Below are 15529 nucleotides of genomic sequence, written 5' to 3' on the forward strand. Positions count from 1 at the left end.
GGCCAGGGATGGCCCATGACGGCGGCCCACGGTCCAAAGCCGGAGTGAGGGCACTCCGAGCCTAAGCGAGGAGCCGAGTGGTGGGGCAAGAGCGTTTTGCTTACTTTTGCGCTGTTCAAAAGTGAGCCGCTGTAAGAGCGGAACCATAAGTGGCCGTTACCTAAATAACGGATATACACCCAACCCCTGCGGGCTACTTCAAATTCCCACTCAAAAACTGCTGCAACCGCTCGCTCTTCGGATTACCCAGCACATCCTCCGGCGCACCCTGTTCCTCCACCAACCCCTTGTGCAAAAACAGCACCTGGCTCGACACCTTGCGCGCAAAGCTCATCTCATGGGTCACCATGATCATCGTCCGGCCTTCCTCAGCCAGACCCTGGATCACCTTCAACACCTCACCCACCAACTCCGGGTCAAGCGCCGAAGTCGGCTCGTCAAACAGCATCACCTCCGGCTCCATCGCCAGCGCCCTGGCAATCGCCACCCGCTGTTGCTGGCCACCCGACAAAAACGCCGGATATTGACCGGCCACCCGCGCCGGCAACCCCACCTTGTCCAGATACCGGCGAGCGCGATCCTCGGCGTCCTTCTTGCTGCAACCCAGCACCCGGCGCGGCGCCATGGTGATGTTCTCCAGCACACTCATGTGGCTCCACAGATTGAAATGCTGAAACACCATCGCCAACCGCGTACGCAGGCGCTGCAACTCAGCATCATCCGCCACGCGCATCCCATGGCGGTCACTGACCATGCGAATCTGCTGCCCATCCAGCGTCATCGCGCCATCATTGGGCTGTTCAAGAAAATTGATACACCGCAAAAAGGTACTCTTGCCCGAGCCACTGGCGCCGATCAAGCTGATCACATCACCGGTCCTGGCCTTGAGCGAGACACCTTTGAGCACCTCATTGTCGCCATAGCTTTTATGCAGGCCTTCAACGGTCAATTTGTACATGGGGCGTGCATCCTCAAGGCGAAAGTAGGTAGCCGCTGCGATAGGCTTCAGTGCCGGCGACATGGGCAATGACCATCCCGGCAGTGGCCATGCGCCGCAGCGAACGAGCGTAAAGCAGCCCGGCATTGCGGCAATGCACTGGCGTTACGCGGTCGGAAATGGGGTCGATGATTTCGGCGATCAGTTGCCCGGCGTCCACGTATTCCCCAGGCAGCGCGCTGAATACCAGCAAGCCGCCCACGGGTGTGGCCACCGGCTCGACGCCCGCCAGCGGTGTGGCGGGGTAGGGCAATTCCGGCAGCGATGCCGGCTCGCCGCTGATTGCGCCGAAGTGAATCAGGTAATCGATGATCGCCTGGCAGTCGAGGCTGGCCAGGCCGTGGTTGACGTCGCCCTGGCCGCGCAACTCGACGGTGACGGAAAAGCTGCCCATCGGAATCGGGAAGCGCTCGCCAAACCGTTGTTGCAATTGCCACCACACCAGCGTGAAACACTCATCGAACGACTGCCCACCGGAATCGGTAGCCAACAGGCTGGCTTCCGAACCGATATAGCGCGCCAGCGGCTCCACCTGCGGCCACGCCTCGGGGGTGGTGTACAGGTGTGCAACGGCTTCGAAGTCGCAGTGCAGGTCCAGCACCATGTCGGCATCACACGCCAGGCGTTGCAGCACCAGGCGTTGGGATTCCAGTTGTGTGACGGGCGTTTGCGCCGCCAGGGCCATGGTCAGCGCATCGCGGATCAGTTCGACGTTGTGCGCAGGATCATCTCCCAGCAGGCCTTCGACTTGATTGCCAACCTCGTCGGACAGGTCGACAAACAGGCGGTTGAAGTTCTGCCCGCTTTCCAGCTCATAGCGGCCCAGGGGGATGTCCATCAACACTTGTTCCAGGCCGGTCGGGTTGGCGATCGGCACCAGCACGATCTCGCTGCGCAGGCGGCCGGCCGCAGCCAGCTCCGCCAGGCGCGCCTTCAAGTGCCAGGCCACCAGCATGCCCGGCAATTCGTCGGCGTGCAGTGACGACTGGATGTAGACCTTGCCTTCGGCCTGCTCCGGCCCGAAGTGGAAACTGTGGATTTGTCGCTCCGTGCCCGGCACCGGAGCCACAAGTGGATGAATCTGATGACGCATGAAGGCTCCTTAGTGGCTGGGGCCGAGAAAGGCCAGCCAGCGACGCTCCGCCAGACGAAACAGACCGACCAGGGCAAAGGTCACGGTCAGGTAGATCAGCGCAGCGATACCGAATGATTGAAAGGTCATGTAGGTGGCCGAGTTGGCGTCCCGGGCGACTTTCAGGATATCCGGGATGGTCGCGGTGAAGGCCACCGTCGTCGAGTGCAGCATCAGGATTACTTCATTACTGTAGTACGGCAGCGAGCGGCGCAGGGCCGACGGCATGATCACGTAGGCATACAGCTTCCAGCCGCTGAGGCCGTAGGCTTTCGCCGCTTCGACTTCGCCGTGGGCCATGCTGCGGATCGCCCCGGCAAAAATCTCCGTGGTGTAGGCGCAGGTGTTGAGGGCGAAGGCGAGAATCGTGCAGTTCATCGCATCACGAAAGAACGCGTCCAGCACCGGCTGCGCGCGAACCGCCGCGATGCTGTAGATCCCGGTGTAGCAAATCAGCAACTGGATATACAGCGGCGTGCCGCGAAACAGGTAGGTGTAGAACTGCACCGGCCAGCGCACCCAGCGATTGCGCGACACCCGCGCAATGGACAGCGGGATCGATACCAGGAAGCCGATGAAGATCGACGCGCTGAGCAGCCACATCGTCATGGCCAGCCCGGTGATGTGCTGGCCGTCGCTATAAAGGAAGGGGCGCCAGTATTGCTGGATAAGTTCGATCATCGCACTGCCTCCCGGGAGCCTGCGGAGTAGCGCCGTTCGAGGCGGCGCAGGACGAAGTTGGACGCGCTGGTGATCAACAGGTAGATAAACGCGGCGATCACCAGGAAATAGAACAGCTGATAAGTACTCTTGCCGGCATCCTGAGCGGCCTTGACCAGGTCGGCCAGGCCGATGATCGACACCAGGGCGGTGGCCTTGAGCATCACGCACCAGTTGTTGTTAATGCCCGGCAGGGCGAAGCGCATCATCTGCGGGAAGGTCACGAAGCGAAACCGCTGGCCACGCGTGAGCCCGTAGGCCGTGGCGGCCTCCAATTGGCCACGGGGCACGGCGAGGATCGCGCCGCGAAAGGTCTCGGTGAAATACGCACCGTAGATAAAGCCCAGGGTGATGACCCCGGCGCTGAATGGGTCGATCTCGATGTAGTCCCATTCCATAAAGTCGGTAAAGCTGGTCAGCCAGATTTGCAGGCTGTAGAAAATCAGCAGCATCAGCACCAGGTCGGGCACGCCGCGAATCAGGGTGGTGTAGATCTGCGCGGGAACCCGCAGGAACGGCAGGCTGGACAGTTTGGCAGTAGCCCCGAGCAGGCCCAGCAACACGCTGACGGCCAGGGAGAACACCGACAACTTGACGGTCATCCAGGTGCCTTGCAGCAACAGCGGGCCGAAACCCTTCAAGCTGAAGGCACTGAGCCCCAGGGTTTGCAAAAGATCTTCGAACATAAATCAGGACCTATGGCGATAAAAAAGCGCCCCTCCAGAGGAAGGGCGCCCCAGGCATTATTTGCCGCTGTACAGGTTCAGATCGCCAAAGTGTTTCTTCTGGATGGTGGCGTAGGTGCCATCATCGTGTAACGCTTTGATACCTTTATCCAACAAGGCCTTGAGGTCTTTGTTACCTTTTTTGATACCGACCGCAGTTTTGGACGGCAGCAGTGGATCGTCGATGGCCTTGCTGACTTCGTAGTCAGCACCGGCTGGCGACTTCAAAAAGCCCAGTTCGGCTTGCAGCATGTCCTGCACGGAAGCGTCCAGGCGGCCGGAAGTCAGGTCGGCGTACACCTGGTCCTGGTTGGCGTAGGCCTTGGTGGTGACACCGGCCTTGTCCAGTACGGCCTTGGCGTAGGCTTCCTGGATGGTGCCTTGCTCGTAGCCCACGGTTTTACCCTTCAGGGACTCAGGCGTGGAGTAGTTCGCGCCCTTTTTGAACACCAGGGAAGTTGGGCCGGAGAACAGCTCGTTGGAGAAGTCGATCGCCTTTTCACGGGCTTCGGTCACGGTCATCGAGGAAATCACGCCGTCAAACTTGTTGGCGTTGAGGCCTGGAATCATGCCGTCGAAATCACTTTCGACCCACTTGCACTTGACCTTCAGCTCGGCACAGATGGCATTGCCCAGGTCGATATCGAAGCCCACCAGGCTGCCGTCAGCGGCTTTAGACTCAAACGGCGCGTAGGACGGATCGACACCAAAACGCAATTCCTTGTATTCCTTGGCCAGCGCGGAACCGGCGGCCATGCACAGAGCCAGTGCAGAAAGGGTCAGCAATGCTTTTTTCATTATGTAATCCCTGGAAACCAAGATAAGCGCTTGTGGCGCGGTTAGGACTGTTACTGAACGGTGTCAGACCGGACTCAAGTAGCAATTTCTGCACCATAGTTCCGAATGGTCGTTTTAAAAGGTGAGATTAAGGAGTTGTGCCAGTAGGAAATGCCCGAAAATGGGCATTGATCAATCTATGCATTATTTTGGGGCGTGTGAGGTTTTCAAATGTGGGAGCGGGCTTGCTCGCGAATGCGGTGGATCAGTCGGTACATGTATTGACTGACACACCGCATTCGCGAGCAAGCCCGCTCCCACATTGATCGGTGGCGTTCGTGAGAGACGTGTCAGGCCAGTAAATCCTGCAGGGTCGCCAGGTTGTCGGCTTCCTCGACGGCCTTGTCCTGGCGCCAGCGCAACATCCTCGGGAAACGCACCGCAATTCCGCTCTTGTGCCGCTTGGACAGGGCAATCCCTTCAAAACCCAGTTCAAACACCATGCTCGGCGTGACGCTGCTCACTGGGCCGAATTTCTCCACGGTGGTCTTGCGTACGATGGCGTCGACCTTGCGCATTTCCTCATCGGTCAGCCCGGAATACGCCTTGGCGAACGGCACCAACGTACGCTCAGTACCGGGCGGGCCGTCCCACACCGCAAAGGTGTAGTCGCTGTACAGGCTGGCGCGCCGGCCATGGCCGCGCTGGGCATAGATCAGCACCGCATCGACACTGAACGGGTCGACTTTCCACTTCCACCACACGCCCATGTCCTTGGTCCGGCCCACGCCGTAGAGCCCGTCCCGGGCCTTGAGCATCATGCCTTCCACGCCCAGGCTGCGGGACGCCTCACGCTGCTCTGCCAAGTCTTGCCAGCTATCGCCGATCAGCAATGGCGACGTGCGCAACGTTGGCTGGTCGCAGTCGCTGACCACCAGCTCCAGTTGCGCCCGGCGTTCGGCCTGGGTGTGGTTGCGCCAGTCTTCGCCGTGGTGTTCCAGCAGGTCATAAGCGAGCACGGCGACCGGCGCGTCTTCGAGGATTTTCTTGCCCAGGGTCTTGCGGCCAATGCGCTGTTGCAGCAGGGCGAAGGGTTGCACCGAGTCCTTCCACACCACGATTTCGCCGTCGATCACCGTGCCATCGGGCAGGCTGTTTTCCAGGTCATGAAGCTCCGGAAAGCGCTCGGTGACCAGTTCTTCGCCCCGAGACCAGACCCACAAGCGGCCTTCGCGCTTGACCAGTTGTGCGCGGATACCGTCCCACTTCCATTCCACTTGCCAGTCAGCAGGGGAGCCGAGCAAGGCATCGAACTGCTCCACCGGCTGGGCCAGGCCATGGGCCAGGAAAAACGGATAAGGCTGCCCGCCACGCTGGGCGTGTTCGTCGGACGATTCGGCGGCAATCAGCTTCAAATAGCCTTCGGCCGTCGGACGGTTCGACAGGTCGGTGTAGCCCACCAGCCGCTGGGCCACGCGTTTGCTGTCCAGCCCGGCCATGGCGGCCAGGGCGCGGGTGACCAGCAACTTCGACACACCGACCCGGAAGCTGCCGGTGATCAGCTTGATGCAGAGCATCAGGCTCGGCTGATCCAGCTGTGCCCACAACGCGGGCAGGCGTTCTGCCAGTTCTTCTGGCGGCAGGCCACGCAAGGGCAGGAGTTTTTCTTCCAGCCACACGGCCAGACCATCGTCCGAGGTGTGGGGCGATTCCGGTAACAGCAGGGAAATGGTTTCCGCCAGGTCGCCTACCGACTGATAACTCTCTTCGAACAGCCACGGCTCAATGCTCGCGGCTTCGGTGGCCATGTCCCGCATCAACCGGGTGGGCACCAGTTGTCGGGGCCGGCCGCCGGATAAAAAGTACACCGCCCACGCAGCATCTTCCGCGGGCGCCTGTAGGAAATAAGCCTGCAAGGCGGCGAGCTTGGCGTTGCTGGAGGTGGTGGCGTCGAGGTTGGCGTACAGCTCGGCGAAGGCTTTCATGACGTGGCCTCCTCTTCGTCATCGCCGTATTCGGTGGTGAATCCCTGGGCATCCAGGCCCTTTTCCCGCAGGTGCCTGACCAATACGCCCACAGAACCGTGGGTGACCATTACCCGCTCGGCACCGGTTTGCTCAATGGCCCATAACAGTCCGGGCCAATCGGCGTGGTCCGAGAGCACAAAGCCGCGATCCACGCCGCGCCGCCGCCGGGTTCCGCGCAGGCGCATCCAGCCGCTGGCGAAGGCGTCACTGTAGTCGCCGAAGCGGCGAATCCAGGTGCTGCCACCGGCGGAGGGCGGGGCGATGATCAGGGCCTGGCGCAACAAAGGGTCGGTCTTTTTGAAGTCGCCTGCGTAGAGGGTTTCAGGGATATAGATGCCAGCTTCGCGGTACACCCGGTTCAAGGGTTCGACCGCGCCATGGCTGAGGATCGGGCCGATGCTGGCGTCGATGCCGTGGAGAATCCGCTGGGCTTTGCCGAAGGAATAACAGAACAACACGCTGGCCTTGCCGGCGGCGATATTGGCCTGCCACCAGTCGTTGATCCCGGCAAAAATCTGCGCCTGGGGCTGCCAGCGGTAGATCGGCAGGCCGAAGGTCGATTCGGTGATAAACGTATGGCAGCGCACCGGTTCGAACGGCGCGCAGGTGCCGTCGGGCTCGACTTTATAGTCGCCGGAGGCGACCCAGACTTCACCCTGGTATTCCAGGCGCACCTGGGCGGAGCCGAGGACATGGCCGGCGGGGTGGAAACTCAAGGTGACGCCGTGGTGGCGCAGGCTTTCGCCGTAGGCCAGGGTTTGCAGGTTGATGTCCTGGCCGAGGCGCGAGCGCAGGATACCTTCGCCGGGGGCGGCGGCCAGGTAGTGTTGGTTGCCGGTGCGGGCGTGGTCGCCGTGGGCGTGGGTGATGACCGAACGTTCCACCGGGCGCCAGGGGTCGATGTAGAAATCCCCGGCGGGGCAGTAGAGGCCTTCGGGCCGGGCGATAACAAGGTCCATGGGCGTGCCGTGGAGGTGGGCTTGTTAATTATGAGGCGAGGGCGGGTGGAGAAGTTCTATCGGAATGCATGCAATCAAATGTGGGAGCGGGCTTGCTGTGGTGAGGGGGCTTGTCCCCCGTCGGGTTCACCACAGATTGATGGGGCTGCTTCGCAGCCCAACGCGGGGCAAGCCCGCTCACCACAGCAAGCCCGCTCCCACATTTTGATCCGGTTGAGTCAGGGAAACCGGGTTACTTGCCCGGCACCAGCGTCAACCGCGTCTTCCCGTACACCCCGTCAAAGTTCTGTGGCTGCATCGGGAAGCTCAGGTATTGCGCCTTCAGCCACGGGTCGATGCCATTGGCATAGTTCGGGCTGGCCGGGTTGCCGGATTGGCCGATGCCGCTTTGGCCCATCATCGGTTCCGCCAGGCCGAAGTCGACAATCATCCGCAGCGCCGGCACCTGGGTCGTGTCGAAACTCTGGCCCCAGCTATACGGTGCGCTGTTCAGGGTGTTGTGATCGCCGCCCGCGGCCAGTGGGCCGCGAATGGCCTGGCCGCTGGTGTTCTTCCAGGTGTAGCTGTGCAGTTTGCCCCACTGCCAGGCCTTGTGATCGGCGCCCAGCGCGCTGTCGCCTGCGGTGATCGCGGCGGCCAGGCTGCGGGCGAGGATCGCCGGCTTGTCGGTTTTCTGCCCGGTGCGGGCGTCATTCCAGAACGGGCTGTCTTCGCGCCCCAGCAGGTGGTCGGCCACCGCCGAGTACGACAGGTTGGCGTTACCGATAAAGGCTTTCCAGGTGGCGCTGTTTTCCGGACCGAGTTCGTCGAGGAAAATCTGCTTGGCGCTTTCCTGCAGGAACAACTCATAAATCGCCGCGTCGGCGGAGGTGGATGCCAGCCGACCGTCGAAGGCCATCAGGCGGCCCAGTGCTTCCCGCGCCTTGGCCTGGTCTGCCACCGGCAATCCATCGATTGCCTGTTTCAGCGGGTGGGCCATGCCCGGCGCCTGGAACATGCTCTTGAGCTTGGCGGCAAACGTGGTGGTCTGGTCGTACTGCATGGCAATCATGCTGCGGCTGTCATGCTTGCTGCTGCCGGCCAGTTGCGCGATACGTTCGGCGCGTTCCGGCGCGGCCCACGAGTTGGACAGTTGCATGCCGTAGCCACGGGGAATGGTGCGCTGGTTGGCCGTGCCGATCCAACCCTGGGCCGGGTCCTGATCGTAGGGGTGCAGCATCGCGTCGGCGTAGCCATCCCAGTCGAAACGCCCGTCCCAGCCCGGCGATGGCACCAGGCCTTCGCCTTCACGGCGGTTGGGGAACCGCCCGGTCACTTGCCAGCCAATGCTGCTGGCGTCGGCGAAGACCATGTTCAAGGCAATTGCGCGAATTTCCCGGGTGGCGTCAGACGCTTTACCGGCGGTTTGCGCACGGGACAGGTCGAAGAACGCGTCCAGGCTCTTGTCGTCCTTGAAATCGGCGGTTTGCAACGCCAGGCCGTAGCCGCTGGTCAGCGACTGGGCACTGTTGAGCAGCGGCCCGTGGCGGGTTTCGTACACCGCTTCGCGAATCGGCCGCTGGCCCTTGGCGAAGTAGGTTTCGTTGCGCACGATGGCGGGCAGCCATTTGCCGTTGTTCTCGTAGTACAGCGCGTTGCCCTGGCGCTTGACCTTCTCCAGGAATACGTCCTGGGTGTCACCCGAGACCTGGCTCATGCTCCAGGCCACCTTGCCGTTGAAGCCGGAAAGCAGGGTTGGCAAACCGGCGATGGACACACCGGCGGCCTGGTATTTCGGCGAGCGGATCTGCACGTAGTTCCACAGCGACGGAGCCTGCATCGAGGTCGACAGGTCATTGGCCAGCAGGCTCTTGTTACTGCGGCTGCGCTGCGGGCCGATCGCCCAGTTGCTGGAGCTGGACGTGCCCAGGGTGTTGAGGGGGCCGAGGTGCTCGCTGAGGCTGGTCAGCGCAGCGAGGCCCGGGATCTGGCCCAGGTTGATGCCCTTGAGCTTGTCGGACTCGGCCACTGGCAGCGGTTCATCCGGGTAGCTCGGGGTCAGCCAGGCGAGTTTGTCGGCACCGACTTTTTGCGCGAGCACCAATGACGACAGCTCTTCCTGCAAGTTGGTCGACTCGCTGAAATTCAGCAGGCAGAACAGCAGCGCCGAATCTTCCGGCTTCCAGTATTCAGGCTTGTAGCCAGTCTGGGCCAGGTCTGGCGGCAGCTTGTCGCGGTAGCGGAACAGGTAGGCGTTGACCCCGCGCGCATACACCTCAAAGAAGCGCTTGAGGCGCGGCGACGAGGCGTTATATAGCTCGCCGGCGCTTTTGCGCAGGTTGACCGCCCGCATGAAACGGTCGACATCCAGCACATCCGGCCCGGACATTTCCGCCAGGCGGCCCTGGGCCAGCAGGCGCAGGGTGACCATCTGGGTGATGCGGTCGCTGGCGTGCACGTAGCCCAGGGTGAACAGCGCATCGTGGAAGGTGCTGCTTTCAATCAGCGGGATGCCCTGGCTGTTGCGGCGCACCGAAACGTTCTGCGCCAGGCCCTTGATCGGCTGTACGCCGGAAACCGGAGGCAGGGTGTCTTGGGTGCTCTGTAACTGGCAACCGGCCAGGCCCAAGGCACTGGCAATTGCCGCGGCAACGCCGAACCGGGGAAGAAAGTGTGAGAGGGCTGGCGAGGCCATGGCAAAGCTCCTGCGGGGGGTAGCGTCAGTAAAGGCGCTACGTTAGTGAGCGCGGCGAAACGACGCAAGCGGGAGGCGATGCTTATTTCAGGATTTGCGTAAGGTTTCTAGTCGGGCACAAATCAGTGTGGGAGCGGGCTTGCTCGCGAATGCGGTGTATCAGCTAAAAGAGTTGTGGCTGATCCACCGCATTCGCGAGCAAGCCCGCTCCCACATTTTGATCCCGTTGACCTTCAGGATTTTGGCGGATTGACCTTCTGCACCAGCTCATAGGCTCGCACCGTCGCCGGGCGTTGCTTGATGTGGTTGAACCAGCGTTCTACATGTGGGAAGTCTTCCAGCTTCTGGCTCTGCCACTTGTGGGAAACGATCCACGGGTAGATCGCCATGTCGGCAATGCTGTATTCCTCGCCGGCCACGAACGTGCGGTCGGCCAGGCGCCGGTCCAGCACGCCATACAGGCGGGCGGTCTCATCCACATAGCGTTTGATCGCGTAGGGAATCTTTTCCGGGGCGAACTGGCTGAAGTGGTGATTCTGGCCGGCCATCGGCCCCAGGCCACCCATTTGCCAGAACAGCCATTGCAGCGCTTCCTGACGACCACGCAGGTCCTGGGGAATGAACTTGCCGGTTTTTTCCGCGAGGTACAGCAGGATCGCACCGGATTCGAACAGGGAAATCGGCGCGCCGCCGTCGGTCGGGTTCTGATCGACGATGGCCGGGATGCGGTTATTGGGGGCGATCTTCAGGAAGTCGGGCTTGAACTGATCGCCCTGGCCGATGTTGATCGGGTGTACCTCGTAAGGCAGGCCGGCTTCTTCCAGGAACAACGACACTTTGTGACCGTTGGGGGTGGTCCAGTAATACAGGTCGATCATGAAGCTCTCCAAGGGTGGTGATGCTTGAGCGAATGCCTGTAGGTATAGGTGATGTTAGGGTGACGAAAATTCAATGAAACATTTGGGTCTATCGATATGGAAATTCGTGCGGGCGCAGCGTTGATTCTGATTGACCAGCAAAAAGGCATTCATCATCCCAGGCTGGGACGGCGCAATAATCCGCACGCCGAGGCGCGCATGCAGGCGTTGCTGGCGCATTGGCGGCGCGAAGGCTGGCCGGTGATTCATGTGCAGCATCTGTCCCATTCGCCGGAATCGGTGTTCTGGCCGCAGCAGTCGGGGGTGGAGTTTCAGGATGCATTTATTCCGCAGGCGGGTGAGCAGTTGATCCAGAAACGGGTGCCGGACGCATTTTGTGGGACGGGGCTGGAAGCGAGGTTGCATGAGGCCGGGCTTCGGCAAGTGGTGCTGGTGGGCGTGGCCACCCATAACTCGGTGGAGGCCACGGCCCGCAGTGCCGGCAACCTGGGGTTTGAGACGTGGGTTATCGAAGATGCCTGCTACACCTTCGACAAGGCGGACTTTTTCGGGCAGATGCATTCGGCGCAGGCGGTACATGCCATGTCGTTGGGTAACCTGCACGGCGAGTACGCCACAGTGATTTCCTCCAAACAGTTGCTGGAGTGACCGTTGTGGCGAGGGAGCTTGCTCCCGCTGGACCAGGCTGGAGCTCCAGTGCGAAGCGCTCCCGAGTGCCTCACCTCAGTCCGCCTGAAGACGCGCGTGCACAGATTTTGGGGCTGCTACGCAGCCCAACGGGAGCAAGCTCCCTCGCCACAGAGGATCTAAGCCACCGCGCCGTCCACCAACACCTGCAACGTTTGTTGTGAGCATCGCTCGATGCGTACCCGCACACCATAGACTTCGGCAAACAGCGCCGTATCCAGCACGTCATACGCCGCGCCACTGGCGTACAGCCGGCCCTGGCGCAGCACCGCGATATGGTCGGCATAGCGCGCCGCGAGGTTGATGTCGTGCAGCACCACCACGGCGATCAGGTTGTGTTCCCGCACCAGGTCGCGCACGCAATCCATGACCTTCAACTGGTAGTTCAAGTCCAGCGCACTGGTGGGTTCATCCAGCAGCATCACCTGTGGCCGGCGCGCAATCAGTTGCGCCAGGCTGACCAGTTGCCGCTGGCCGCCGGATAACGTGCTCAATAGCTGATCCGCCAGATGAGCGATGCCAATCCTTTGCAACGCATCAAAGGCCTCGCGCATGCACGCGTCGCTTGAAAGCGCAATGCCCTCGACGTTCGCCACCCGCAGCGCGGCGATCACGCTTTCCATCACACTCAGGCTCAAGCCCGGCGGAAGGTTTTGCGGCATATAGGTCACACGCCGGGCGCGTTCACCGACGGACATTTTCGTCAGGTCCAGGTCACCCAATCTGACAACGCCCTGCATCTTTTCCAGCCCCGCCACAGCCCGCAGCAACGTCGACTTGCCCGCACCGTTCGGTCCGATCAACGCGGTCAAACTGCCGTGGGCCAGGGTTGGCAAGCTCAGGTCATGCACAATCTGGCGCCGGCCATAACTGACCTGGGCGTTCTGAATCGACAGCCCGCTGCTCATAACTGCCTCCCGCGCTTGAACACCAGCAACACGAAAATCGGCACGCCCACCAGCGCGGTGACGATACCCACGGGTACGATCACCCCGGGCATGATCAGCTTGCTGGCGATGGATGACAGCGACAACAGTAACGCGCCGACAAGCGCGCTGGCCGGCAGCAGGAAGCGCTGGTCTTCACCCACCAGAATCCGCGCGATGTGCGGACCCACCAGGCCGATAAATCCGATGGTTCCCACAAACGCCACGGCGGTGGCCGACAGCAGGCTGATACGCAACAACGAGAAAAACCGCAGGCGCTTCACATCGACACCGAAGCTTTGCGCGCGGTCTTCGCCCATGCGCAACAGGGTCAGGCGTGGCGCGGCCGCGAAGGAAAAGGGCATGACCACGGCGACCACCAACGCGAGGATGCCGAGCTTGTCCCAGTTGGCCCGGGTCACGCTGCCCAGGGTCCAGAACACCAGTTGTTGCAGCACATCTTCGGTGGCGACCAGTTGCAACAGGGCGACCACCGCGTTGCAACTGAACACCAGGGCAATCCCGAACAGCACCAGGCTTTCCACCCCGGCACCGCGCAGGCGCGACATGGCTTGCAGCAAAAAGACCGAGGCGGCGGCAAACACAAAGGCTGAAATGGAAATCGCCGTATTGGCCGACACCCACAGCGTCGTCACTGGAAACACAATCACCAGGGACGCGCCCAACGCCGCCGCCGAGGAAACCCCCAGGGTGAACGGACTGGCGAGCGGGTTGTTAAGGATCGCCTGCATCTCGGCGCCCGCCAGCGACAGCGCACAACCGACCAACACCGCCATCAAGGCGTAGGGCAGGCGCACGTTCCAGATGATCACCTGGTCGGTGGCGCTCAGGTGGGCCGGGTGCAGCAAGCCATCGAGCAGGGCGCCAAGGCCCATGCCCGACGGGCCGCTGGCCAGGTCCACGAGGATCGCGCACATCAGCGCGCCACCCAGCAGGGCCAGCAGCCAGCAACGACGCGCGAGCAGGCGGCGATAGCCTTGGCTGGCGGTGGCGAGGTCGAGGGTTTGAGTGGTCATTGGATTACACAATCTCGAAAACGATGGAGATCAAAATGTGGGAGCGGCGGTGCGACGATTCGACTTGCTCGCGAATGCGGTGCACCCGTCAGCGAATATGTCGACTGATACACCGCATTCGCGAGCAAGCCCGCTCCCACACTTACCGTGTTCCTACAGAAGAATTACTTGGGTTTGCCATCAATCCAGTAAGCACCCTGCAGCGGCATGCCGAGGAACTGTTGGTTCATCGCTTCCATGGTCGCCTTGGGATCCAGCTTGGCGAACAATTCCGGATGCACCCACTTGGCCAGCGCTTCAATCGCCAGCAGGTTGTACGGCGAGTTGTAGAAGTCATGCCACAGACCGTGGGAATTGCCCTCACGAATCGCCCGAAGGTTCACAAACTCAGGGCGGGCCAGCACGGCGTCAAACGCGGCACGCGCGTCTTCGTTGCTCACGCCAGCACCCAGAATCAACCCGGGCTTGTGATTGCCGGTGGCCACATACACATCCGGGTCAGCTTTCAGCGCGTACTCGACACTGATATCTCCCAGCGCCCCCGGCACCACGTCGGCGGCGATGTTGCGCCCGCCCACCAGCTTGATCACTTCACCCATGCCGCTCTTGCCAGTGGTGTGCCCCGGTGCCTGCCAGGCGCCGGCCAGCAATTCCAGGAACACGCTCGGGCGCGGCCCGGCCGGCAAGGTGGCGACGGCGTCGGTGATCACCTTGATGTGCTGGTCATAAAAGTCGAGGAACGCCTTGGCCTGGGTTTCCCGGCCCAGGGCCTGGCCCAGGGCGGTCATGCTGGCGTGGGTGCCTTGCACCGGGTTGATGCGGAAGTCGACGAACAACACTGCAATGCCCGCCTTGGCCAACACGTCCGCCACCGGGCTGTGTTCAGTCGGGCCATGGCCGGAAATGCTGAACACCGCCAGGTCCGGTTTCAGCGAAAGAATTTCCTCGGCGCTGACGCTTTGCTCCGACGCCTGGCCAATCAGCGGAATGTCTTTTACCGTCGGAAATTTCGCCACGTAGGCGTTATAGGTGTGGGCGTCCAACAGTTTCAAGTCATTCTGCCAGCCGACAATCCGTTGGAATGGCGCGTCCTTGTCCAGCAAGGCAAAGGCCGAAATCAGCCGGCCTTCGCCGAGCACCACGCGCTGCACGTGGTCTGGCACCTCGACCTTGCGGCCCAGCACGTCGGTGACTTCATGGGCGGCGGCGGTTTCGGCGTGGCCGAGGATCAGCGCGGCAAACAGCGCGCCCAGCTTGAGGAAGTTGCGGGGTTTCAGCATGGCGAGAACTCCAGGTGAAGGCGGCGCATCAGACATCGCTCCAGCGCCGCAAAAGGTTGTGATAGGCGCCGCTCAGTTGCAGCAGCGCGTGGTCGTCGGCGTGTTGCGCGGTGAGGCGTTGAATCGCCACGTCCATGTCCAGCAGCAGTTGGCGCTGGCTGTCTTCGCGCACCAGGCTTTCGATCCAGAAGAAACTGGCGATGCGCTCGCCGCGGGTGACCGGGTTGATCTTGTGCAAACTGCTGCCGGGATAAATCAGCAGGTGCCCGGCGGGCAGCTTCACCGCGTGCTCGCCGAAGGTGTCGCGGATCACCAGTTCGCCGCCGTCGTAGCTGGCCGGATCAGCCAGGAACAAGGTGGCGGAGATGTCGGTGCGCACCCGTTCGCGCACACCCTTGAGGCCGCGAATCGCATTGTCGATATGCCAGTCGAAGGCCTCGCCGCCGCTGTAGCGGTTGAACAGCGGCGGGTAGATTTTCTTCGGCAGGGCGGCGGACATGAACAGCGCGTTGTCCGACAGCCGAGACAGAATCTGCTCACCCAGGCGAATCGCTACCGGCGCGTCTTCCGACAGCTGCCGGTTGTTTTTCGCCCTGGCCGAGCGTCGCCCGGCGGTGACCTTGCCGTCGACCCACGGTTGATCGAGCAGGGTGGCGACGGCCACCGCGACTTCTTCGGCACTCAACAGGCCGGGGATTTCGATCAGCACG

Annotated in this window: 14 protein-coding genes; 1 reads left to right on the forward strand and 13 read right to left on the reverse strand. The window is 61.9% G+C overall.

Annotated features, from left to right (window positions below; all coding sequences use genetic code 11):
• Positions 1–193: 193 nt before the first annotated feature.
• The 9 genes from HX801_RS30130 to HX801_RS30170 form a co-directional block, all read right to left on the reverse strand.
• The gene (locus tag HX801_RS30130; protein WP_008432141.1) at positions 194–958 is read right to left on the reverse strand and encodes an ABC transporter ATP-binding protein; all 765 of its coding nucleotides are present in this window, start codon (positions 956–958) and stop codon (positions 194–196) included.
• A gap of 13 nt (positions 959–971) precedes the next feature.
• The gene (locus HX801_RS30135) at positions 972–2090 is read right to left on the reverse strand and encodes a succinylglutamate desuccinylase/aspartoacylase family protein (RefSeq protein ID WP_177023307.1); all 1119 of its coding nucleotides are present in this window, start codon (positions 2088–2090) and stop codon (positions 972–974) included.
• 9 nt (positions 2091–2099) lie between these two features.
• The gene (locus tag HX801_RS30140; protein ID WP_003209532.1) at positions 2100–2810 is read right to left on the reverse strand and encodes an ABC transporter permease; all 711 of its coding nucleotides are present in this window, start codon (positions 2808–2810) and stop codon (positions 2100–2102) included.
• Positions 2807–3535 (reverse strand): ABC transporter permease, encoded by a 729-nt coding sequence (locus HX801_RS30145; RefSeq protein ID WP_102606225.1) that lies wholly within the window; start codon positions 3533–3535, stop codon positions 2807–2809. The genes HX801_RS30140 and HX801_RS30145 overlap by 4 nt, the downstream gene beginning before the upstream one ends.
• A 57-nt stretch (positions 3536–3592) precedes the next feature.
• Entirely contained in the window at positions 3593–4372 is a 780-nt protein-coding gene (locus HX801_RS30150; protein WP_177023308.1) for a transporter substrate-binding domain-containing protein, read from the reverse strand.
• Between the two features lie 329 nt (positions 4373–4701).
• The gene (locus tag HX801_RS30155; protein WP_177023309.1) at positions 4702–6336 is read right to left on the reverse strand and encodes an ATP-dependent DNA ligase; all 1635 of its coding nucleotides are present in this window, start codon (positions 6334–6336) and stop codon (positions 4702–4704) included.
• Entirely contained in the window at positions 6333–7337 is a 1005-nt protein-coding gene (locus tag HX801_RS30160; protein ID WP_008432130.1) for a ligase-associated DNA damage response exonuclease, read from the reverse strand. The genes HX801_RS30155 and HX801_RS30160 overlap by 4 nt, the downstream gene beginning before the upstream one ends.
• Before the next feature lie 232 nt (positions 7338–7569).
• Positions 7570–10011 (reverse strand): penicillin acylase family protein, encoded by a 2442-nt coding sequence (locus HX801_RS30165; RefSeq protein WP_177023310.1) that lies wholly within the window; start codon positions 10009–10011, stop codon positions 7570–7572.
• 233 nt (positions 10012–10244) lie between these two features.
• The gene (locus HX801_RS30170) at positions 10245–10889 is read right to left on the reverse strand and encodes a glutathione binding-like protein (RefSeq protein ID WP_003213676.1); all 645 of its coding nucleotides are present in this window, start codon (positions 10887–10889) and stop codon (positions 10245–10247) included.
• A gap of 96 nt (positions 10890–10985) precedes the next feature.
• On the opposite strand from HX801_RS30170, the gene HX801_RS30175 reads away from it, so the two are divergent.
• Positions 10986–11537 (forward strand): cysteine hydrolase family protein, encoded by a 552-nt coding sequence (locus tag HX801_RS30175; RefSeq protein ID WP_134325841.1) that lies wholly within the window; start codon positions 10986–10988, stop codon positions 11535–11537.
• A gap of 158 nt (positions 11538–11695) precedes the next feature.
• Here HX801_RS30175 and HX801_RS30180 read toward each other — a convergent pair whose 3' ends face one another.
• The 4 genes from HX801_RS30180 to HX801_RS30195 form a co-directional block, all read right to left on the reverse strand.
• Positions 11696–12484 carry an ABC transporter ATP-binding protein gene (locus tag HX801_RS30180; protein WP_177023311.1) on the reverse strand — a complete coding sequence of 263 codons (789 nt, stop codon included), beginning with the start codon at positions 12482–12484 and terminating at the stop codon, positions 11696–11698.
• Positions 12481–13539: an iron ABC transporter permease gene (locus HX801_RS30185; RefSeq protein WP_134325843.1), complete on the reverse strand. Its 1059-nt coding sequence runs from the start codon at positions 13537–13539 to the stop codon at positions 12481–12483. Before HX801_RS30185 ends, HX801_RS30180 begins: the two co-directional genes overlap by 4 nt.
• 164 nt (positions 13540–13703) lie before the next feature.
• Entirely contained in the window at positions 13704–14819 is a 1116-nt protein-coding gene (locus tag HX801_RS30190; RefSeq protein WP_177023312.1) for an ABC transporter substrate-binding protein, read from the reverse strand.
• A gap of 28 nt (positions 14820–14847) precedes the next feature.
• Complete coding sequence (locus HX801_RS30195) at positions 14848–15528, reverse strand: Fe2+-dependent dioxygenase (RefSeq protein ID WP_177023313.1); 681 nt, start codon at positions 15526–15528, stop codon at positions 14848–14850.
• Position 15529: the final 1 nt, after the last annotated feature.

Origin of the sequence: Pseudomonas sp. G1002 (genome assembly GCF_013385455.1) — a bacterium.
Taxonomy (GTDB): domain Bacteria; phylum Pseudomonadota; class Gammaproteobacteria; order Pseudomonadales; family Pseudomonadaceae; genus Aquipseudomonas.

Excerpts from the sequence above, each read along its gene's own strand:
- HX801_RS30130 (WP_008432141.1), bottom strand. The coding sequence starts at position 958 with ATGTACAAATTGACCGTTGAAGGCCTGCATAAAAGCTATGGCGACAAT.
- HX801_RS30135 (WP_177023307.1), bottom strand. The coding sequence starts at position 2,090 with ATGCGTCATCAGATTCATCCACTTGTGGCTCCGGTGCCGGGCACGGAG.
- HX801_RS30140 (WP_003209532.1), bottom strand. The coding sequence starts at position 2,810 with ATGATCGAACTTATCCAGCAATACTGGCGCCCCTTCCTTTATAGCGAC.
- HX801_RS30145 (WP_102606225.1), bottom strand. The coding sequence starts at position 3,535 with ATGTTCGAAGATCTTTTGCAAACCCTGGGGCTCAGTGCCTTCAGCTTG.
- HX801_RS30150 (WP_177023308.1), bottom strand. The coding sequence starts at position 4,372 with ATGAAAAAAGCATTGCTGACCCTTTCTGCACTGGCTCTGTGCATGGCC.
- HX801_RS30155 (WP_177023309.1), bottom strand. The coding sequence starts at position 6,336 with ATGAAAGCCTTCGCCGAGCTGTACGCCAACCTCGACGCCACCACCTCC.
- HX801_RS30160 (WP_008432130.1), bottom strand. The coding sequence starts at position 7,337 with ATGGACCTTGTTATCGCCCGGCCCGAAGGCCTCTACTGCCCCGCCGGG.
- HX801_RS30165 (WP_177023310.1), bottom strand. The coding sequence starts at position 10,011 with ATGGCCTCGCCAGCCCTCTCACACTTTCTTCCCCGGTTCGGCGTTGCC.
- HX801_RS30170 (WP_003213676.1), bottom strand. The coding sequence starts at position 10,889 with ATGATCGACCTGTATTACTGGACCACCCCCAACGGTCACAAAGTGTCG.
- HX801_RS30175 (WP_134325841.1), top strand. The coding sequence starts at position 10,986 with ATGGAAATTCGTGCGGGCGCAGCGTTGATTCTGATTGACCAGCAAAAA.
- HX801_RS30180 (WP_177023311.1), bottom strand. The coding sequence starts at position 12,484 with ATGAGCAGCGGGCTGTCGATTCAGAACGCCCAGGTCAGTTATGGCCGG.
- HX801_RS30185 (WP_134325843.1), bottom strand. The coding sequence starts at position 13,539 with ATGACCACTCAAACCCTCGACCTCGCCACCGCCAGCCAAGGCTATCGC.
- HX801_RS30190 (WP_177023312.1), bottom strand. The coding sequence starts at position 14,819 with ATGCTGAAACCCCGCAACTTCCTCAAGCTGGGCGCGCTGTTTGCCGCG.